19 protein-coding genes and 1 tRNA gene are annotated in these 19,796 nt (G+C 56.9%); 13 read left to right on the top strand and 7 right to left on the bottom strand.

The genetic code is table 11. The annotated features are described in order from the left end of the window. Nucleotides 1-372 (top strand): hypothetical protein (locus RH858_RS04800; RefSeq protein ID WP_310561249.1); only part of this gene is annotated, 372 nt, incomplete at its 5' end. A 320-nt stretch (nt 373-692) separates the two neighbouring features. Continuing rightward, nucleotides 693-2,027 (top strand): hypothetical protein, encoded by a 1,335-nt coding sequence (locus RH858_RS04795; protein ID WP_310561248.1) that lies wholly within the window; start codon nt 693-695, stop codon nt 2,025-2,027. Nucleotides 2,028-2,122: 95 nt separating this feature from the next. Here the strand turns inward: RH858_RS04795 and RH858_RS04790 are convergent, their stop codons facing one another. From RH858_RS04790 to RH858_RS04780, 3 genes are all read right to left on the bottom strand, one after another. Beyond that, entirely contained in the window at nt 2,123-2,359 is a 237-nt protein-coding gene (locus tag RH858_RS04790; RefSeq protein WP_310561247.1) for a hypothetical protein, read from the bottom strand. Nucleotides 2,360-3,590: 1,231 nt separating this feature from the next. Then, on the bottom strand, nt 3,591-4,262 hold the full coding sequence (locus RH858_RS04785; RefSeq protein WP_310561250.1) for an IS630 family transposase: 672 nt from the start codon (nt 4,260-4,262) through the stop codon (nt 3,591-3,593). Beyond that, nucleotides 4,240-4,725: a helix-turn-helix domain-containing protein gene (locus tag RH858_RS04780; RefSeq protein WP_310561246.1), complete on the bottom strand. Its 486-nt coding sequence runs from the start codon at nt 4,723-4,725 to the stop codon at nt 4,240-4,242. The genes RH858_RS04785 and RH858_RS04780 overlap by 23 nt, the downstream gene beginning before the upstream one ends. Before the next feature lie 147 nt (nt 4,726-4,872). Between RH858_RS04780 and RH858_RS04775 the strand changes: the two genes are divergently transcribed. Next, nucleotides 4,873-5,439 carry a hypothetical protein gene (locus tag RH858_RS04775; RefSeq protein WP_310561245.1) on the top strand — a complete coding sequence of 189 codons (567 nt, stop codon included), beginning with the start codon at nt 4,873-4,875 and terminating at the stop codon, nt 5,437-5,439. A 125-nt stretch (nt 5,440-5,564) separates the two neighbouring features. Here RH858_RS04775 and RH858_RS04770 read toward each other — a convergent pair whose 3' ends face one another. The 4 genes from RH858_RS04770 to RH858_RS04755 form a co-directional block, all read right to left on the bottom strand. Then, nucleotides 5,565-7,262: a hypothetical protein gene (locus RH858_RS04770; RefSeq protein WP_310561244.1), complete on the bottom strand. Its 1,698-nt coding sequence runs from the start codon at nt 7,260-7,262 to the stop codon at nt 5,565-5,567. An 897-nt stretch (nt 7,263-8,159) separates the two neighbouring features. Further along, nucleotides 8,160-8,969, bottom strand: a complete 810-nt coding sequence (locus tag RH858_RS04765; protein ID WP_310561243.1) for a hypothetical protein — start codon at nt 8,967-8,969, stop codon at nt 8,160-8,162. Nucleotides 8,970-9,361: 392 nt separating this feature from the next. Beyond that, complete coding sequence (locus tag RH858_RS04760) at nt 9,362-9,925, bottom strand: hypothetical protein (protein WP_310561242.1); 564 nt, start codon at nt 9,923-9,925, stop codon at nt 9,362-9,364. A gap of 397 nt (nt 9,926-10,322) precedes the next feature. Then, nucleotides 10,323-10,397, bottom strand: a tRNA-Val gene (locus RH858_RS04755). A gap of 123 nt (nt 10,398-10,520) precedes the next feature. Between RH858_RS04755 and RH858_RS04750 the strand changes: the two genes are divergently transcribed. From RH858_RS04750 to RH858_RS04705, 10 genes are all read left to right on the top strand, one after another. Next, on the top strand, nt 10,521-11,480 hold the full coding sequence (locus tag RH858_RS04750) for a hypothetical protein (RefSeq protein WP_259535085.1): 960 nt from the start codon (nt 10,521-10,523) through the stop codon (nt 11,478-11,480). 210 nt (nt 11,481-11,690) lie between these two features. After that, on the top strand, nt 11,691-12,794 hold the full coding sequence (locus tag RH858_RS04745) for a monovalent cation/H+ antiporter subunit E (protein WP_259535086.1): 1,104 nt from the start codon (nt 11,691-11,693) through the stop codon (nt 12,792-12,794). Continuing rightward, complete coding sequence (locus tag RH858_RS04740; protein WP_259535087.1) at nt 12,787-13,065, top strand: cation:proton antiporter; 279 nt, start codon at nt 12,787-12,789, stop codon at nt 13,063-13,065. The genes RH858_RS04745 and RH858_RS04740 overlap by 8 nt, the downstream gene beginning before the upstream one ends. A 2-nt stretch (nt 13,066-13,067) precedes the next feature. Next, the gene (gene mnhG, locus RH858_RS04735) at nt 13,068-13,463 is read left to right on the top strand and encodes a monovalent cation/H(+) antiporter subunit G (protein ID WP_259535088.1); all 396 of its coding nucleotides are present in this window, start codon (nt 13,068-13,070) and stop codon (nt 13,461-13,463) included. Nucleotides 13,464-13,465: 2 nt separating this feature from the next. Further along, entirely contained in the window at nt 13,466-14,032 is a 567-nt protein-coding gene (locus RH858_RS04730) for a DUF4040 domain-containing protein (protein ID WP_259535089.1), read from the top strand. Next, a complete protein-coding gene (locus RH858_RS04725) occupies nt 14,029-14,556 on the top strand; it encodes an MnhB domain-containing protein (RefSeq protein ID WP_310561241.1) in 528 nt (175 codons plus the stop codon). The genes RH858_RS04730 and RH858_RS04725 overlap by 4 nt, the downstream gene beginning before the upstream one ends. Continuing rightward, nucleotides 14,553-14,915, top strand: a complete 363-nt coding sequence (locus RH858_RS04720) for a cation:proton antiporter subunit C (RefSeq protein WP_259535091.1) — start codon at nt 14,553-14,555, stop codon at nt 14,913-14,915. The genes RH858_RS04725 and RH858_RS04720 overlap by 4 nt, the downstream gene beginning before the upstream one ends. After that, complete coding sequence (locus RH858_RS04715; RefSeq protein ID WP_259535092.1) at nt 14,908-16,500, top strand: proton-conducting transporter membrane subunit; 1,593 nt, start codon at nt 14,908-14,910, stop codon at nt 16,498-16,500. Before RH858_RS04720 ends, RH858_RS04715 begins: the two co-directional genes overlap by 8 nt. Next, the gene (locus RH858_RS04710; RefSeq protein ID WP_259535093.1) at nt 16,497-18,323 is read left to right on the top strand and encodes a Na(+)/H(+) antiporter subunit D; all 1,827 of its coding nucleotides are present in this window, start codon (nt 16,497-16,499) and stop codon (nt 18,321-18,323) included. Before RH858_RS04715 ends, RH858_RS04710 begins: the two co-directional genes overlap by 4 nt. Next, on the top strand, nt 18,320-19,786 hold the full coding sequence (locus RH858_RS04705; protein ID WP_259535094.1) for a proton-conducting transporter membrane subunit: 1,467 nt from the start codon (nt 18,320-18,322) through the stop codon (nt 19,784-19,786). Before RH858_RS04710 ends, RH858_RS04705 begins: the two co-directional genes overlap by 4 nt. Nucleotides 19,787-19,796 lie beyond the last annotated feature (10 nt).

The following is a 19,796-nucleotide window of genomic DNA, read 5'->3' as shown; positions in this document are numbered from 1 at the left end:
ACAAACATTAAGAAGGGTTCAGACAATCTCATTGAAGCTTTCACCCGATTAAGAGAGGGAGTGCACTATCTCTCTCGTTCACTGAGTATTTGGTTTGACAGACATCCAGTACTCAAGTGGATTATTTTAGCACCAGCAAGCGCAATAATCGGTGGCCTTGGAATCCGGCTATTGACTGGGGTTTACGTCTACTTTTTCGGGGCTACAGTACCGATCAGTAGAGACGTGAAGGTAGAGGTCTTCCCCGCTCCTATTGGCTTCACGCTTTGGGTATTGTTGTTTGCCTTCGTTCTATTCGTGCTACTGGCTTACTTTAGATTTGTCACTCTTCGCCAACGACTTGATGAACTTGAAAAACAAACTCAGGAGTAATATTTGTCAGACAGACTCGTCTCCCATACTCGCCTTCCCGTTCTGACAGTTACTGAAAGATTGTGTGAGGTGTATAAGATACATCGTGCGAATGCAGCATTAGCTTCGATGTGAACCCGATAACAGATCCCTTCAGGAGGTTAATCACCTTTCACGCAGCCTAATACTCGGACTCAGTTAAATCTGCCAAGGGTTGATTACGGGTGACCATGTTCTCCTCTAATAACTGAATGACTGGGGTAGATTGCGAATCCGAGTTAGAGCAGTACGAGTCATTGTTCGGTGACCTGTGGGAATCGGCAGTGATTCGTTCTTCAACTGTGAAACTGGAAGACGGCGTAACGGTCCCAAACGCTGAAATCATCCTTTCAGAGGAAGAATTGGAGCAGCAGGAGGTGATCCCATATTCCGAAGGTGCGTTCAAAATCGTAGAACAGACGGTAAACGATCCGTTTGACCTCCTATGGGATCTTGTTGAGGGAGAGTCGGTGGTAGGCGAGGGCGTGAACATCGAGATGTTAAAGCATCGACCAGAACAGAGGTTTGGAGGTGATCGTGAGGGCCGAGTATTCGAAGACCGGCCCAGCACGGAGGTTCACGTGGTCTTCACTGTTGAGCTCTCCTCCGACCAAGAAGACGAGTACAACACAGTCGTCAACGAGCTTGAGCATCGGATCCAGCGAGCGGAGGAACCGTACTACGACATAGCCAAATGTGAGTACCACTACTTCGACCACCACTTCCGCGGTAAGGCAAAATCCGATCCTGAGATCTTGGTGTTCGCGGAAACAAGGATCGAATTCACAGTCAGCGAGGACAACGTAGTCCATGTCGTCATTCCGGAGGAAATCAAAGACCAAGCCGCTGTCAGCATTCTGCCGCAACGACCCTACGGTACCCGGAAAGGATGGCGAATCGAATTTGCCGATGAAGACCTCAAGGAAACCGACGATGGGCGGCTCAAATTCACTGAGAACCCTGATTTCGACGAGGTCGAAAGAGCGTATATTCTCCTCTTTGTCGGCGATGAAATCTTAGGATTCAAAGATCACTACACCCGGAGCGGAGAAGGTGGCCTCTCGGTCAACTCACGGTACCGGATATTCGACGAATACGACCAGCGTGACACGCTCCCCGACTATCTTCAGGGTGACAATCCTGACGTCTTCGAAATAGCGGTCCTGAATACGTTAAGTACCGCGGGGTATCTCGTCCAGTGGTTCGGCGAATCTGACTTCAAAATTCCGAACTGGTCCCGTGAATCTGAAGGACTGCCTTACGACGAGGTGGACCTAGTAGCCCATAGACCGAATGGCTCCCAAATCCTGTTCGTGGAATGCACCAACAAACGGATCTCCGAGAAGGAATCAATCTTGGACCGGACTGAAGAGATTGCCGCGGTGATCCGCGAGGAAGATCCGGAATTCTCTGATATCGACATAATGGAAAGTTCTCTCCGGAAGATCGTTCCGGTAATCGCCACGCCACAGATGCCCGAGGAACTCAGCGACCAGGTGGTGGCTGAACTAACAGAGAAAGGCATTCTGGTTCTTGACGGCGAGAAACTGACCGAGATCTACAATCTGAGCGCTGAGCACAACGACCCGGTGAAGATAGATATCGACCGAGAGATGTGGAATCTCGATGCCTTCTAGAATAATAATAATGATCTTTTCAACATACCACAAGAGTGAGTATTTATGACACGCTCAATATAGAGTCAAGCGGGTTGATGAACTGTCCTTTCCAACTATGCTTCCCCATCGATTGGTGGACGAAGATCTCGTCCTCGGAAATCTATGATCTCTCCGCTTTCCAGTTCCACCCGAAATAGCATCCCATCCTGCTGTTCACCGGTTATTTCTCCTGCGTCGTCTTCCAGTGTCTCGACGATCGTTCCGTGGACTCCGTGATAGCGGTCGTGATCTGCGTCCGTTGTATCGGGAATATCAATCCGGATTCTATCGCCTTCGTCGAACTGCTTCATGCGGGATACTGGTGCAGAGGAACGCCTACGAATTAGTCTTGTCCCACCTTGACCATTCGCAGTCACACAACTTGCAGGTATAGCATTTCTTGATGCCGGTTCCTTCTTGCTTTTTGAACATCCATACGTTATTCGAACGGCTACACCGTGGACACGTCTCATCGATTTTGCGGGCTATTGGCATGGGCATCTTTTCGGTGAGTTCACAGGCCGCGTTATCTATAGAATTTGTAACACTCCCGGGACCGCCCGTGTCTGTACCCCGTTTGGTTTTTCTCCAGGAGAGAGACCTATGTCATGCTGCAAAAAACAGGGTACTGCGGGACGACTACGTCTTGAAACTCAGAGACTACATATAAACAGCGCAGTATCTCAGTCTCTCTCGTACCTACATGCAGGTACCGCTCGGGAGGGAGTCAACTGGCCTTAGAAGATCGTGAGAGCCGAGAAAACCCGCATTCTGAGATCAAACCGTCAAATACGCCTGTTCGCTCGTCAAGTACGATTGTCTGGAACCAGATAGGCGGGCATCGAGTACCCGTCGCTACTGCGCGAGTGAGCGTCGTGAGCTCATCATCGAAGCTGACAAAGGTCATCTCCCTACTCTCACAGAGGAGGTTTTCTCGGCTTTCATAGTGAGCGTGCAGGCTCGCGTGGGCGTACGCGAGGTCTGTATCAGACTCTCCCCGAAGACGCCTCTCGACCCTCAGATGGTTGATTTCATCGTTTATATACTATTGATTCCTTTCATCGTGGTTACCTCGCCTCAGTCTGGTGATTCTCGCACCATAACATATCGAGGTTCTCGTGAGATACTATTTAGTAATACTACAACCGAGACTACTATTCAGAGAACATCTATTAATGGGGGTTATGTGAATAATCAAGAGGGTACCAACTAAAGGGGAGATTAGGGGCCCACTTGGAGGAACATAGACGACAGTCTCCGAATTATCTGGTACACAGAGTAGAGGTCACTGCTGGACATTTACTTCTTTCAGAAGCCGACTTTTGATGGGTTTCAGTGACTCTTGTGGTTAAGTACAGTTCACCCAAGAGGGAAGCATGGTGCCACACAATAGACCCCTTCGTTATCCTCAGAACCTGAGTTTTCATATGTTCTTGCCAAATTCATGTATTCCGACGCAATGTACGGATTTCCGCCTTAGACACTGTCGGGTCAGTTGAAATCCCGTTCATTAAGTTGCTAAGTGTAGCTTCAACTCTAAATCTATAGGTTCTCTTTGAGTTCAACTGGATAGAGCTGGCGGAGCTTGATTCGAGCATCGTCAGTGGCAAATTGCCAGTCGATGGATCGATTGTCTGTATTGCGGCGCTTTTGCCACGCAGCGACCTCCGCACGGAGGGTCGCTGCGTGGTAGATACGTCGATCAAGACACTGTCGTTTGAGGACGCCAATTTCGATTTCGGCCATGTTCAGCCAACTCCCACGCTTGGGCGTGTAATGGAACTCAAACCGATCAAGATACGCCTGCGCTTGGTCTGGCGGGAAGAACTGGTAGAAGGCAGCAGGCTTGTGGGTATTGAGTTGATCCATCACAACCCGGATGCAGTCCGCATCCGGGTAGTGAATATCTGCGAGTTCGACCATTCGGTCGATCCATTCTGTTGTTCGCCTCTTCTCGGTAATTTCGACGTTCACCCAGCCAGTTAGCGGTTCTGTCGAGAGGTGGAGTCGCTGTTTCCCGTTGCGTTTGTAGCGGTGATCGGAACGAGCGACCGCTCCCGGTCGGGCCGGGAGCGGGTCGCGGTCGTGTCCTCGTAGAGCCTTGCTAGATTCGTCAAAACAGATGACTGGACGGGTTTCGTCGTACGGTTCGTGGTAGAGATTGAGAACATCTTCCATGTAGTAGACGAAGTCAGCGTCCTGTTCTGGAGGTATCTCCCAGTAGCTGGAGAGATGAGGTTTCAGGGCGTTTTTTTAACCGCTGTCGGACGGCCTCGTGAGAGATCGACTCGAAGTCGATCTCGTCAAGGGTAACGAGTTCATCGGCAAGGAGGTGTAGTGTCCACCGAGAGTGTCCTTCTGGCGGTTCGCTACACGCGAGTTTGATGAGATGAGCTTCGGCGTTGCCGTCGATCTTGCGTTCATACTCCCGGTCGGGCTTGCGGCGATGAATCGCCGCGAGCCCCCGTTCGGTGTAGTCCTTGCGGACGTTGTGGACGGTTTGTGGATGACAACCGACGTGCTCACTGATCGTCGCATCAGTGAGCCCGTCGTCAGCTTTCAGAAGGATGCGTGCGCGTGTGTTATCCTGCGCTCTCCGTTCACCGGTGGAAATGAACCATTCCAACGTCTTGCGATCTTCCTCATTGAGATCGACGAGATATTTCTTTCCTCCCATTCCAGTAGATGCGCGCCCAGAGGAGATAACGTTATACTGTCACGGTTGAAGCTACACTAAGGCTGTTCTCAAGGTTGTACAAGATACAGGATGCGTATTTAACATAAGTATTCAGTTTTTATATTGACGAACTTTGTTGACTACTACATGACCGTAGCCCGAGACTTTTTTGACCTCCGGATGGCTGGCCTATATCTCCCCGGCCTTGTTCTACTCATGATCAATCCGCGTGTCCCGTGGCTCTCAGACTGGTACCCTGAGTTTCCTTGGCTTCCACTGATTGCATTCTTCAGTTTACTTTCAGCGGTGTACTTCCACGGGCTATCACGAAACGTGTTCGGACCGGGTGGCCCAGAAGCAAACCCCCTGAAACGGGGTGAAGTTATTAGGGGAATTCAAGTGGCAGTTACTGGGAAGGGACCTCACACAAATCATCCTGAATCGTTCGTTGGAATGATGATGAATTTTCGTAAGAATCCGGAACTACTTGGAAAGAAAGGGACAGTCTTCGTGTTTCTATGGGTGGTCTCGTTTCTTATATGGACGGCCGCGATCCCTTTTTCTATCTACGTGGGTGCTACCCAGTTTGAGTCGTTGTCGGTGACTGCACAACTCCTTCTCTTTGCAGAAATCGTCTGGGTGCTTCAGTGGTATGTGTGGCGGTACTACTCCCCATCGTATCTTCTGGACCGCGATGATTTCAAAAACAGTTAGAACAAGAATAGTCGATTCGGTAGTATTCTCCTTTTGATGGATTGTCGAAGTTTGCCTCTATTGACTCGATACCCTCCAGAACATCACATTTTCCACAATCTGAAACTCTGAGATGGTGTTCGAGATCAACACGGTTTTGGAGGAATCTCTACATGATCATATTCGGGGTACTCTTGGACAATACTACGAAGTTGTTTCCACGTCTCTTCTGGGCTGAAGTTCGATCCAAACTGATTTTTGAACCACTCCCACGTTGGATTCCACCCATATGCTAAGTGCTTGCTTGCAACACTGACAAGCTCGGGATGGGATAACCGCTCAATGCCTTCTTGTTCGGCTGTTCGTTGATACCTTTCGGCGGCTGATTTTGGATTCTCTCGAGCAGGGTAGATACTCAGATTTTCTGGTGTTGTTGCGTTTGGACCTGAATTCGTCTTCTTTTTTTGAGCCAACTTCTCGGTCAACGGCTTTGATTTGGATTTTCCTGCCGATCCTATATCGTACCCCTCATTTTCTAAGTAATCAAATGCGTCTTGCCGACTTGCGCCTTCGCCTGTCAGTGCATGACCGACGACAGTCGCCTGCCACCGCTCAACGCGAAAGATTCGAGATCGGTTGCTTTTTCCGCCGATGATGACTACGTTCTCACCCACCTCGAAGTTCCACTTCTCGTAGTCGCGCTTGGAGAGTTGGAGCGGTGCGTGTTTGTGATCCTTCGTAAACTCTCTGCCCGCACAACCCCTCGCTCCATAAAAATACGCCGGAATCAGGGCATGGATCGGTCGGATTTTGTTCCCAGTTCTAACCTTCCTCCGGGCGAATGGCGTCCCCTTGACTTTCACGACTGCAATACTCCGAGAGCCCCCGGTTGCGAGCGCATACGGTGAGAACTCTTTGGCATTGTACTGATGCCATCTGATTGCCTCAATGGGACCATCTGGAGATTCCTTCTGTTCGATAAGGGGTGTTTCAATTTCCCGTTTATCACAGGAGACTTCCAACACTGTCTTGTCCGTATCAAGAGTTCGGAACAGGGCGTGAGGCCTATAGTCGGTTAGCTGCATTGACTTCGCTGTCAGAGAAGGCTTGAGGAAAACACCCCGTAGGACTGCCTCATACGTCTCTGGGATTTCTGCGGCAGATACAGATGCTTCTCGAATGATCCGGCTGTGTTCCCACTCGGGTTCAATTTTGACTTTCTGAAGCCCGGTCTTCGCATGTTCTACGCCGGGTAGTCGGAACAGTCGTTTTCGATCGTAGAGCGCACAGTCCAACTTTGCGTCTGTTTCTTCACAGAACGTCTTGGCTCGTTCTTTGAGCCGTTTTCGTTGGTTCTCTTCCGATACGAACCGGGGGACATGGACATGAATAGAGCGATTCCCTGAGAAGTATAACTCACATGTGGGGAACGGTACCTTGAGGTAGCCTTCCACGAATTCGTGGAACCATTCGATGAGGGTATCTGCCCCTTCCTCAGGGTACACGTCGCTCTCGACGTGGATTGGATAGAGAACTCGGTCGTTAACCTCGCACTCGTCTTGGAGTTTTGTTGCTACCGAGGTGTAATGCTTAACATCGTAGCCATTTTTTCGCTGCTGTTGGCGCTGATACTGTTCGCGTGTCAGTACATATACAGGACTGGCAGTCGTGGCGTCATCTGGGATCGGATCAAAGATACAACGGAGTTTTGGTGTGCGATTGGGGCCATTGTCCTTGAGGAAGCCATACTGAACGCAAGGAATTTCTTTCCATTGATCGGGAATGTCCGTGATCGCCGTATCGGTCGAAACTGTATCTGCCGTGGAATTATCTATTGTTGACATAAGGTCGGGTGATTAAGCTCTGAGCGGATGGCCTGTACAGGCCGCCTCATTCATGACGGAGATGTAACTCACTCCGTATGAACGAAGATAGACTCACGTCTGGGTTTATATACTCTGTCCGTCGATTATTTGCATGAACGGTTCACAGTCTGGTGATTCTGGCATCATAACATAGACTTCTCTCTCTTAGTGTAGAGTACGTCAGTTCGTGAATTAACAGACCGATAGCACGTACCTGCTACTGAATTATTAGTAGAATCGCTTCACAATATCTGCCTGACTGTTACTATTGCGTGTGGAGCCAATAGACACGGAGCCAACTGGCAGTTGCCCCGTGACGCCGATGATGGTTAGTTGAGGATTGTCAACGACTACAGAAAGCGAATTAATCGACTGGTATTGATCGTCTCCGTCAAGAACAGAAAGATTACTCACGGAGAATTCAGGATGGGCAAGTAGCTTCGCAAATGCTACTCGCTTGTATGAGGTGATCGTGTAGTGCGTGTCTGTTCCTTCCATATGAATCGCCGTCTCCTTTTCGAATGGTTCTCGATATGGATCTTCAGACAGTTGGCTCGGTTCGAGACGTGTTTCGAGGTTTTTCGTGCTTATAGACATGTATGTCTCTGAGGGGTTTCTAACTATTCTTAACAACACCACAACTGGTTCAACTGTGGTGAAGTTATGGCTGACCGGTCGGTGGAGATACTACATTAAGGGATATGATACCCTCCACTCCTGGATAACTGATTTCTCGCAGAACCCGTCGCACTTCTCCCCCCTTTTACAAATGATACCCAGACACATAAAAGTATCTATTTAACACGCAGATTTCATCATGTCTCGCCGTGCATGCGTGTGATTTAGGGTGTAACCATCACAATTATGAATTTGTGATTAAATATGGCTTGTTTTGGTGGTATCAAAATGAGTGCGGACAAACTCGGCAGAGTTTGAGTTGATCTCCATTATGTGCGATTCATGGCCGTGGGAAAACATATCCTCTCGCTCTCGGAAATCCCAGGTGAACGGTCGAAGATGAATCTTTAACCGGTCAAGATCCATTGCATCGTTCACAGTTTCTTCCTGATATGTCTTCACTCGGCCAGTATCTTTGCTCCCCGCAGAGTTGGTTACAACAGGAACGCGCCCCGTGTCCGGTGCCACTCGTATCGCACGGGTGAGCAGTCGGCGGGCGTTCTTGCTGGTAACACGCTTGCACCCATCCGGAATTGGACGAGGACGCCGGGTGAGATTGATATACTCCTTGGGAGTAATCTGTGCAAGTTCTTCGATTGTTACCGGAACACAAAATCGGGTTTCACCGAATCGCTCGGTTGCACCGTCATGTATCGTGTTCGGAAGACGAGTTAGCCGGGCGAAGTCCCGCCCGGAAACAACGTCAATGTAGTCGTCCAGATTGGTCAACCCGGTTTCGTCTTTGAGTGTTTCCAGAAAGTCATTGGTGTATTCTGCAACGCCGTTCCGGAACTGGTTGGCCGTCCCGATCTCTCGGTCCAGGGCTTCGAAATCCACGTACAGGTGGACGCCCTTGTGACCGGACAGCGAAGCCCGCCAGTATTGCTCGCGGTCGGCTTCTAACAGCGCCGTTGCAATCATCCGGGTTCGGACGAGAAGGGCGCTCATCTCTCGCGCCCACTCCGAATCCGGGGCGTCTTTTGAACCCTCGAAATCCAGGTCGATCATTAGCGTGTCGATCCGGGGGATGTTCTTGTTGTTTTAAATTTGGTGTCCATCAGGGAACGAGTAGATGGATATATAACCTGACTTTCACCATGGACTCGGTGATGTTCTGGATTATATGAGCGTTGGAGTACTGCCGTTTTATGTCTCTAACCGCGCCAGTTGATCGATGTTCCCGAAGTCAGGCGGGGGTAGTTTGAACACCATACTTCCATTCTTGCTGGTTATACAGCGTCAAAATAGAGATCCGGAACAGGTTCATTAGACAATAACTGTAGGGCATATCTTTGAATATCATAGTACACACGAGTTAGTTGATGTGTATCTTCGTCGGTCATCCAGCACACCTACCTACCGGATGTTTCAGCAAACAAAATAGCTAACTACGGAAATCACTATTCTCTGAGGTGCTGGAGAACCTGGAGGAACCTGAACGCAGGCTCGTCATAACTCTTCTTAGTACGAGCGGCTTCCTTCTCCAGCTCTCTAATCTTAACCGTGTAGTCTTCATTGATTAGAACCTCAATATCCTCGCCGTGTTTGTCCCGAAACCGTTCTTGCATCTCTTCAAATCCTTCAGGAAGCGTCCCTTTGGGAACGACCGGCGACCAGAACTGAAGACGATAATTATCAGCGTCATCGAAGACATCTTTGAGCAGATCGAGGTCTTCCTCGAATTTCTCCCAAAGTCGATTGAGTGTGTATTGATAGCCTTCATTCCCATACTTATTCCACCATCCTTCGTCGGGGGTACCGGAGTAGAGTGTGCCATGAAGATGGGTCACGACCTCACAGGCATAGACAGTTTGCTCGCCAGATTGCGATTCAACTCCGAGAACGTCAATTTCCATTTGGCGGCCTGCATCCTTCGATCGCTGGTTGTAGGAAACCAATTCGCAATCCTGGATAATACGAAGGTAGGAACCGACAATCAGTTCGCCAATCTGAGTTTGTATCATGGACTCGAACACGGACTCATTTGTGTTAAATGGTCGTCAATGCGATTTTTAAACCCGTTGAATACGCACGTTTTATCTAACAAATGCTTGGCCAGATAGGTATGTGAAATCACTCCCTTGAAACCAATTATATGAACGCTCCTCTTTTGACGTATTTCACGCGCTTGATTCAACAAGGGTGTATTCTGGATTAGGTGAGTAAGGCTGTACAGTGCCCCGAGTCAGATAACACTCTGTCAACAAGTAGCAAGCATTAAGCAGGTGGGCTTCTTCGGTAAAAACGCCACAAGGCTCCGGGACGAAGTAGGGAACCTATTGGAATGAACTGGCCAAGGAGGTCGGTTTATTATAAGGGCCCCTCTGCAGTCTGGGGATTCACGCGAACGAAGTGAGCGTATGGGTTGGGGCGGATTCGAACCGCCGGCCTGCTCCGTGTGAAGGAGCCGTCATAACCTGGCTAGACCACCAACCCGCGAACCAATCTACCCGACGTCCGAACTTAAGCATTGCTTTGTCTTTCGTCTCCGCCGATGCGCGACACCTCTCCACCATCTCCCGGCACAAAACACTCGTATCCCGACCCCGAACACCGACTATGCGCCGCCGTGCCCTCCTGTCCAGTGTCGCTGCCGTGTCGACCGCAGGCCTCGCCGGCTGTCTCTCCGTCGGTGGCGGCTGCTCCCAGGGTCGAACCGTCATCTTCTCTCCAGTCGATGCCGAGGACGTTGCCGACCGCGAGGCCGCCCCCGCGACGGCGGACCGCCCCGAACTGTTCGAGACGCTCCTCGATCGAGTGCTCGACGGCGACGACGTCGAAATCGAGACGATACACCGCGATCCGCTGGGGTGGGTGACCTACTACCGAACCGGCGACGACTACTACGAGTTCTCCTCGACGGTCGTCTCCGAGGGGGACGTGACGGGCCCACAGTATCGCCTCCGCAGAGACGAGGACGTTCCCGCGGAGCCGGAGCCGGCTGACACGCTGTCGTACGCGGAGCTCCCGTTCCAGGATCGGCTCCGCGTCGGCGAGGCTGTCGACTACCAGCCGGAACTGTTCGCGTCCCGGGAGCGCGACCGCGACTTCGAATCCCGACCGTTCGTCGTCGCGTATTTCGACCCCGACGACCAGGAGGATTCACACCTGGCGGCGGGAATCGAGGAATCGTATCTCGGGGCCGGCGGGGGACACTTCGCGATCGACGACCTCGGCGAGGGAACGTCGTCTGCACGCCGGCTCGCCTACGCCGCCGACCACGTCGCTGGCGACACGGCGGCGTTCGCCGACCTGATCTTTGCCGAACGGGGGACGACGATCGATTCACCGCCCGAGGAGGTCGAACAGCTCCTCCTGACTGCTCGCGAAGAGGACGGCCGACTGGAGGTGTGTGACGACGACCCGGGCGAGGAGGGTGAGGCGGATCCGAATCAGGGGGCTGCAAACGCCCTCCAGGACTACCTCTCCGAGCTGGAATCCGAGGTCCCCGGCGACCTCGAGTACGGTCGATACGAGGGAGAGTGGCACCGAATCGGGATCTCCGGATGGGACGTCTGACCAATCCGGTGGATTGTGACTGACTGGGCCGCATTTTACAGGTCGCGAGAGGTATCCAGGGACAGTCAGAGACCGGACAACGGGAATCGACGAAACGTATTTGACACGTTTCTGTGAACTAACACGTATGTGCGGGGTTCACACGGCACCGGTTCGTCAGCGGATGGGGGACGCGTGGCCGGCCGTCTCCGAAACGCCGAGGTGACTGCTGTGAACGTATCCAGTGACGTCCTTCTCCCAGTGTCGCAGTCGCCAACGTTGCCGGCGGTGATCGACGCCGCAGTCGAGCGGGCTGGCGACCAGGCTGTCGAATCGGACGCTCCGGTCACGCTGCATCTGATCCGTGTGTTGCCCCACGTTCGCGACGACGTCGAGGTGGCCACCGACCGCCAACTGAACCGGGCCGAAGAGCGCGCACGGGAAACGGCTCCCTCGTCGGTTTCCGTCACGACCGCGCTCGTCGCGCCGGATCGGTATCTCGCCGATCCCACCGACCACGCCGAGGAGATCCACCGGTACGTCGACGAGCACGGGATCGGACTCGTCGTCCTGGATCCGAACTACGCGATCGACGCGACCGATCCCGACCTCCACTCGATCGGTGCCGCGCTCGAAGACGAGGGCGTTCCGTACGACCGACCCGCGGTCACTGCCGAACGGCGGCTCCCCTCGCGGGCGGAGGTCGTCCGGTTCGGCGGCGTGTTCCTCCTCTCGTTCGGGTTCTATCTCGCCGTCGCGGGCGAGCGGTATCTCTACGCGACGGTGACGGGTGCGCTGACGGCACTCGTCGTCGCCGGACTCCTCAGGAACGTGGTTTTCGAAACCACGCCCAGGGCAGCGCGGGGTCCCCACGTCGTGGTTCGGGGCATCGCGTACGTTCCGTACCTCCTGTGGGAGATTCTCAAGGCAAACGTCGTGATCGCGTACGTGGTGTTGCATCCGTCGCTCCCTCTCGAAACCTATCTGGATCGGATCGACACGCCGCTTTCGGGTGGGCTTCCGGTGACGGGGTTCGCGAACAGCCTCACCCTTACCCCGGGAACGCTCACGGTGGACGCCGACGGTAACGATCTGCTGGTGCATTCAATGACCGCCGGCACTCGTCGCGATCTCCTCGAGGGAGGCCGGGAGCGGGCGATCCAGTTCGTCTTTCGGGGCCGATCAGCTTTGGACCTCCCGGGGCCGATCGAGCGGGACGCAGTCGTCGAACTCGTCGGTTCGGTCCCGATCGATCCCGCAAAGGAGCCCGAGGACATCCCGACGCCGGAAGCCGACGCCGGCGCGCAGGCCACGGAGGGTCCCGCGGATGAGTGAACTCGCCGGAACCGTGATGCTCGGTGCAGCCGGGCTCGTCATTCTCATGGCCGTCGTGGTGTCCTACCGGGTCGCGACCGGGCCGACCACCCAGGATCGGCTCATCGGTGTGAACGTCATCGGCACCTCGACGGTGATCGTCATCGTGTTCCTCGCTGCCGGCCTCGACCGCCCGGAGTACGTCGACATCGCGCTGGTGTACGCGCTGTTGAATTTCCTTTTGAGCCTCGCGATCGCCAGGTTCACATACCACGAAGGGAGGGTCGAGTGAGCATGACGATCCAGACTGCCGTCGTGATCGGGCTCACCGCCGCCGCCGTCTTCTTCACCTTCGTGGGCGCGGTCGGACTCCTCCGTCTCCCCGACATTTACACCCGGGCACACGCCGCATCGAAGGCCGACACCCTCGGGGCTGGCTTCGCCGTCGCTGCGGTGGCGATCCACTTCGGTGTCCAGATCGTGGTGGTCAAGATGCTGCTTTTGCTCGTGTTTATCTACATCACCAATCCGACGGCAAGCCACGCCATCTCCCGGGCGGCGTATCTCCAGGACGCGGCGGTCTGGATCAGGACCGAAGACGGGTCGGGGGAACTGGTCTCGCCGCGGTCGGACGTGGATGAATCACACCTCGAGGAGCAGTTTGCGGAAGGAGAGGGGAAGGAGCCGTGATTTTGGTCGAATTCGTTCTGGTGGCGTTCGTGGTCCTGATGGCAGTTCTCGTGGCGCTCCTCGAGGACATCGTGGGAGCGATTGCCACCTTCGCGGTGTTCAGTCTGGGGCTCGGACTGGTCTGGATCCTGCTTGCGGCGCCCGACGTCGCCCTGGCGGAGGCGGCGGTCGGGGGTGGTATCCTGTCTGTGCTGTACGTTCTCGCGGTGATTCTGACGAGCCGAGGGGTGCCCGACGCCGACCCCGAGGAAGAAGGACTGTTCCGGTCGATAAACCTCCGCGCACTCGCCGTGGTCGTTGCGCTGGCGGTTCCGCTGTTGTTCGCCATCACTGGGCTCCCGGACGTTGGCGACCCAACAGCACCGGCGGTAAGCGAGACGTATCCCGACGGATCGTTGACTCCGTACGGCTTCTACGTGGGACACACGCTCGAGGAGACAGGACTGTCGAACGCAGTCGCGGCGGTGCTCGTCGTTTTTCGGGGGCTCGACACCCTCGGTGAGGCCGTGGTCGTCTTCACCGCCGCTGTCGGCGTCCTGATCGTCCTCGAACGGGAGGTGCTGACGTGACAGATCCCGCAATCGGATCCGACTCCGATCCCGAACCCGGCCGGAACGCTGCCTCACCCACCGATTCGAGGGGCCCGAGTCATCCGCCGTACGTACGCAGTCCGATAATCACGACGGCGGCCCGGACGACAGCCCCGTTCGTGATGACGTACGGCTGGTATCTCGTTCTCTACGGCGCTCACGTTCCAGGCGGCGGGTTCCAGGGCGGTGTCGTTATCGGGGCGACGGTCGTGCTCCTCGGACTCGCGTTCGGACTCCAGCCGACTCGCGAGTGGCTCGACGACCGCGTCGTGACCGGCGGTGCCTTCGTGGGGTTCGGGCTGTTCGGCGCCCTCGGTGCGGGATCGATCGCCGCGGGCGGGGCGACCCTGGAGGTCTTCGTCTTCCCGATTCCGGTGACCATCGTTGTCGAAATCGTCGAGGTCGCGATCGGGCTCATCGTGGGCGGGATGGTCTCGGGTCTGTTTCTCGTCATCGGAGCCGGAGTTCGGGAGCCCGTTCGGGAGAGCGGTGATCGTGCGTGATCGACCCTGTCGTTCCAGATGTCCACCACTACTACCTGATGTTTCTCGCGGTCTTCATAATCGGTCTGTACACGCTGATCGACGACCCACACCTCGTGAAGAAGGTCATCGGGCTCGGTCTGATGCAGATCTCGGTGTTCATGCTGTTCGTCTCGATCGGCTACATCGAGGGTGCCAATCCGCCGCTGGTCGACGAACCGGGTCCGCACGCCAATCCCCTCCCTCACGTCATCGTGTTGACCGCGATCGTGATCGCGGTGTCGCTCAGTGCGCTCGCGCTGGCGATCGTGATCCGCCTGTACGCAGAGTTCGGCACGACCGACGTGAGAGAGATCGAGGAGGCGCTCGCCGATGAATGAGATCCTCCCTCTTTCGGCCGCCGTCGAGGTCACCTCCTGGCGTCCGTTCGCTGCCGTCCTCGTGACCGGAATCGCGGCGTTGTTCATCATGGGACTCGGTCGGTGGCCGAACGTCAGGGACGGGGTAACCGTCGTCGTTGCCCTCCTCAAGTTCGGCCTCGTCGCGAGTCTGGCCCCGGCTGTTCTCGCCGGACGACGCCCGACGACGGACCTCGGGACGCTCGTCCCCGGCGTCGAGTTCGCCTTCCAGGCCGAGCCGCTCGGGATGGTGTTCGCGCTCGTCGCCAGTGGACTATACGTCGTCACCGCCGTCTACAGTATCGGCTACATGCGGGGCCTGTCTGCGGACGAACAGACGCGCTTTTTCGCCGGACTCGCGGCGAGCCTGAGTGCGACGCTGGGTGTTGCGTTCGCCACGAACCTGCTCGTGTTGATCGTCTTTTATGAACTGTTGACGGTCGCCACCTATCCACTGGTCGCACACGACGAATCGAAAAGCGCCAGGGAGGCCGGTTACAAGTATCTCGTCTACGCGTTCAGCGGCGGTGTCGTCGCGCTCGCCGGGACGCTGGTCGTGTTCTGGGCGGCCGGGACGGTGACGTTCGATCCCGGTGGAATCGCCGGCCTCGCCGCGACGGATCCCTCGATCGCCCGGACGGCGTTCGCGCTGCTGGTCGTGGGGTTCGGAGTCAAGGCGGCGGTGATGCCGCTGCACTCCTGGCTTCCCAGCGCGATGGTGGCGCCGACGCCGATCTCGGGGCTGCTGCACGCCGTCGCCGTCGTGAAGTCCGGGGTCTTCGGCATCGCCCGGACTGTCCTCGAGGTGTTCGGTCCCGCTACAGCCGAGGCACTCGGGTTGGCCGTCCTGCTTGCGGTCGCAGCCGGTGCGACCATCCTCCTCGCCAGCCTGCTCGCACTCCGGCAGGACAACATCAAACGGCTGCTCGCGTACTCGACGATCGCACAGCTGTCGTACATCGTCCTCGGCATCGCCTTGCTTACGCCGGCTGCGATCACCGGTGCGCTACTGCATCTGCCGGCACACGCGTTCGCCAAGCTGACGCTGTTTTTCTGTGCCGGCGCGTTACACGTCGAACTTCACCTCGACGACGTGAGCGATGCGGTCGGAGCCGGAGCACGGATGCCGGTGACGATGGGAGCGTTCGCGCTTGCGAGCGCCAGTATGGCGGGCATCCCGCTTTTCGCCGGCTTCACGAGCAAGTGGCACCTCCTCCAGGGCGGGTTCGAGGCCGGCGAGATCGTCGTCGGGCTGTTCGTCGTCTCGGGGGTTCTCAACGTTGCATACTTCTGGCCGGTCGTCTCCGCCGCCTTCTTCGAGACGCAGGAGACCGCCGATCCGAAGCCGCTCATCGACGGGCCGTTCGGGGGCGGCGAGAGGGGCACTGACGCAGAGCAGTTCCAGCGGGTGGAGTCGTGGACTGACGAAACGTCGCTTCTCATGCTCGGGCCGATTCTCGCAACACTGGCGCTCGTCGTCGTCTTCGGGATCGTCCCGTGGGCGACCGGGCTGTACGACCTCGTCGGCCTCGCCGTCGAGTGGTCCACTGGGGGTGATGTTCCGTGACTGCTCCGACAGCCCTCTTCGCGGGGACGATTCCGACCGACGTACTGGCGTATCCACCTGCCGCAATGGTCCTCGTCGCTGCCGTGCTCGTCCTCGTACTTCCCCGACGACCGGCCCACTGGACGGCTTCGCTCGTCCTGCTCGGGGTTCTCGGCTGGATCGCACTGCTCCCGGACGGAACCGGGACGACGGTCCGGTTCCTCGAGTACGACCTGGTCGTCGTTGCGGTCGACGACGTCTCGCGGCTGGTCGGGCTGTCGTTTGCAGGCTTTGGCGCCCTCGCGGTCCTGTACGCCGACGCCGCGGGGTTCGACCGGTGGCATCTCTCGGCGGCGCTGGGCTACGTCGGCGCAGCGCTGTGGGCCGTTTTCGCGGGGGACTGGCTCGGGCTGTTGATCGGCTGGGAGATCATGGCGCTTTCGAGCACGCTCCTGGTGTGGCTTCACGGGGGGGACGCGGTCCGGGCGGGCTACCGGTACGCGCTCTGGCACGGCCTGGGGGGCGGCCTCTTTGCAGCCGGGGTCGCCGCACACGCCGTGGCTGGCGGTACGTTCACGGCGGCTGCACTCCAGTTCGACGGGACGGGGATCGCGCCGGGACTCCCGACGCTGCTGGTGGGGACTGCGATCGCGATTAACGCGGGGGTGATCGGGTTGCACGCGTGGCTACCCGACACCTACCCGCGACCGCACGTCGCCACCTCGGTGTTTCTCTGCGTCTACACGACGAAAACCGCTGTCTACGCCGCCTATCGAGCGTTCCCGGACGGACAGCTCCTCCTCGCGTACCTCGGAGGCGTGATGACGGTTTATGGGGCGGGATACGCGCTGGCACAGAAAGACATGCGCCGGCTGCTGTCGTATCACATTCAGGCGCAGGTGGGATACATGCTTGCGGGCATCGGAATCGGGTCGGCGCTCGGTGTCGCTGGCGGGTTCGCCCACCTGTTCAACAACGTCCTTTACAAGGGTCTGCTGTTCATGGTCGCGGGGATCCTGGTTCTCCGGACCGGGAGGAACCGCCTCGACGAGTTCGGAGCTGTCGGTACCACTGCTCCGGTTCTTCTCGTCGTGTTTCTGATCGCCGCACTGTCGATTTCGGCCGTACCGGGGTTCAACGGGTTCGTGAGCAAGGGGATGATAATCGACGCGAGCGTGGCGGCGGACCGTCCGGCGCTGCGGTGGCTGTTGATCGCCGGCGGGGTTGGGACGGTGATGTCGTTTGCCAAGTTCGGCTACTACGCGTTCCTCCAAGGAACCGGCGAGAGACTCGGGAACACGACCGGGAGGGGGCTCGGGGAGACGTCACTCCAACACGCGGCTGTCGGCGTCGCGATCGCGGTCGCCTGTGTCTTCTTCGGGCTCAATTACGGGGCGCTGTTCTCCCTGTTGCCGGCGACTGACGCCTGGGCTACGGATCCGTACTCGACGTCCCACCTTCTGGACGGGTTCGCGATCGTCGCAGCCGGTCTCGTCGGATTCGTGGTGGCCAAAGGTGTCCTCGATCGACTCCACGGTGGCGTTGACGTCGGCGTTCTCCAGGATCGAATGGCGTTTTACGGGACACGATGGTTCGTCGGAGCCATCAGCGCGACGTATCGCACAGTCGACGACCGGGCAAGCGCCACTGGCTGGGAGGTGGCGCGTGCCGTCCGCGATCCCGTCGAGACGATCGCCGGGCTGCTCCCCTCGAAATACGAGGACCGTTACCGTCGACGCGCCCGGCGTACGCCGGGTGAAACGGGGACGAAGTTCAGCTTCCGTTCGTGCCTGTACCTGACTGCACTGGTCATCGCGTTCGCACTCGGGGTGGCGCTCACATGAGCGAACTCGCCTGGCTGGCCAGCGTCATCGTCCTCGTCCCGCTTTTATCCGCCGTCATCCCGGTGGTCGCTAGCCTCCGATATGATCGCGTCGGCTGGTGGGTCGCCGCGGCCTCACTCGGTATCACGTTCGCCCTCACAGTGGTCCTCGCTGTGGAGATTTTAGCCACCGGCACGATCCGCTACGAAATGGGTGGAATTCCCGCACCCTTCGGCGTCGAACTGTACGCCGATGCCTTCTCGGGGACAGTGCTTCTCCTGGACATTCTCATGGCGCTGGGCGTGCTCGCGTACACCCGGACCGCCGGCCCGCGGGGGAACGCCTTTTATAGCGGCTATCTGCTGCTCACCGGCGGGATGATGGGAATCATCCTCACTGGCGACCTGTTCAACCTGTACATCTTCCTCGAGATGATGGGGATCGCGGCGTACGCGCTGGTCGCCTCCGCGGAGTCCCGATGGTCGACGTACGCCGCGTTCAAGTACCTGATCCTCGGGACTATCGGCGCGATGTTGTATCTCCTCGGGGTCGCGTTTGCCTTCGCGGCGACGGGAACGTTGAACATGGCGGATCTGTCGATCCGGCTGGCCGAAGTCGGCTACTCTGATCCGGTCGTCGTGGCGAGCTTCGCGTTGATGACGATCGGTCTCGCGATCAAAATTGCGCTGTTCCCCCTCCACACCTGGTTGGCCGACGCCCACGCGGCCGCCCCCAGCGCGATCAGTGCACTGATCTCGGGACTGTTACCGGCGGTCGCCGTCTACGCGTTCGTCCGGGTTATTTACACGGTCTTTACAACCGAGTTCCTCGCGGCCAATCCGATTATCGCTGAGGGATTGATATATGGAACGATCCTCAGTCTCCTGATCGGAAACGTCTTCGCGATCCTCCAGCGGCAGATTAAACTCATGCTGGCGTACTCGACAATCTCCCAGTTCGGACTTATCGTGGTTGGACTGATGATCGCAAACGAGACAGCGCTGTTCGGATCGATCCTGCAGATGTTCGGTCACGGGATCATCAAGGGCGGGCTGTTCATCCTGGCGGGGATGTTCGCGCTCCGGTTCGACGCGTACACGCTCGAAGAGTACGCCGGGCTGGCTAAGCGAGCGCCGATCCTGGGAGGGACGTTCGTTGCGCTTTCGATTACGATGATCGGGCTTCCCCCCTCCGTCGGATTCATGGGGAAGTGGTACATTGCGCTGGGGGCCATCGAGGAGGGGCTGTGGTTGATCGCGGTTCTCGTCGTCGTGAGCACGGTGATGACGCTGGCGTACACGGTGCCGTTCATCAACCGGCTGTACTTCAAACCGTTCGACGACGACCGACCGGACCGACCGAACGTCACGACCGGCATGGTGATCGCGGTCGTCCTCGCAGCGGCAGTCGGGCTCACGCTCGGGCTGGCGTCGGCGTGGATCGAGGCCGCCTTGCGCGAGGTCATCGCGACCCTGGTACAATGAACATCCCCGT

This window comes from Halalkaliarchaeum sp. AArc-GB (assembly GCF_031432225.1).
Classification (GTDB): domain Archaea; phylum Halobacteriota; class Halobacteria; order Halobacteriales; family Haloferacaceae; genus Halalkaliarchaeum.
Note: the sequence above shows the minus strand (reverse complement) of the source record. Positions and strands in the feature narration are given on the sequence as shown.

Excerpts from the sequence above, each read along its gene's own strand:
- RH858_RS04790 (WP_310561247.1), bottom strand. The coding sequence starts at position 2,359 with ATGAAGCAGTTCGACGAAGGCGATAGAATCCGGATTGATATTCCCGAT.
- RH858_RS04780 (WP_310561246.1), bottom strand. The coding sequence starts at position 4,725 with ATGGGAGGAAAGAAATATCTCGTCGATCTCAATGAGGAAGATCGCAAG.
- RH858_RS04775 (WP_310561245.1), top strand. The coding sequence starts at position 4,873 with ATGACCGTAGCCCGAGACTTTTTTGACCTCCGGATGGCTGGCCTATAT.
- RH858_RS04770 (WP_310561244.1), bottom strand. The coding sequence starts at position 7,262 with ATGTCAACAATAGATAATTCCACGGCAGATACAGTTTCGACCGATACG.
- RH858_RS04765 (WP_310561243.1), bottom strand. The coding sequence starts at position 8,969 with ATGATCGACCTGGATTTCGAGGGTTCAAAAGACGCCCCGGATTCGGAG.
- RH858_RS04760 (WP_310561242.1), bottom strand. The coding sequence starts at position 9,925 with ATGATACAAACTCAGATTGGCGAACTGATTGTCGGTTCCTACCTTCGT.
- RH858_RS04750 (WP_259535085.1), top strand. The coding sequence starts at position 10,521 with ATGCGCCGCCGTGCCCTCCTGTCCAGTGTCGCTGCCGTGTCGACCGCA.
- RH858_RS04740 (WP_259535087.1), top strand. The coding sequence starts at position 12,787 with ATGAGTGAACTCGCCGGAACCGTGATGCTCGGTGCAGCCGGGCTCGTC.
- mnhG (WP_259535088.1), top strand. The coding sequence starts at position 13,068 with ATGACGATCCAGACTGCCGTCGTGATCGGGCTCACCGCCGCCGCCGTC.
- RH858_RS04715 (WP_259535092.1), top strand. The coding sequence starts at position 14,908 with ATGAATGAGATCCTCCCTCTTTCGGCCGCCGTCGAGGTCACCTCCTGG.
- RH858_RS04705 (WP_259535094.1), top strand. The coding sequence starts at position 18,320 with ATGAGCGAACTCGCCTGGCTGGCCAGCGTCATCGTCCTCGTCCCGCTT.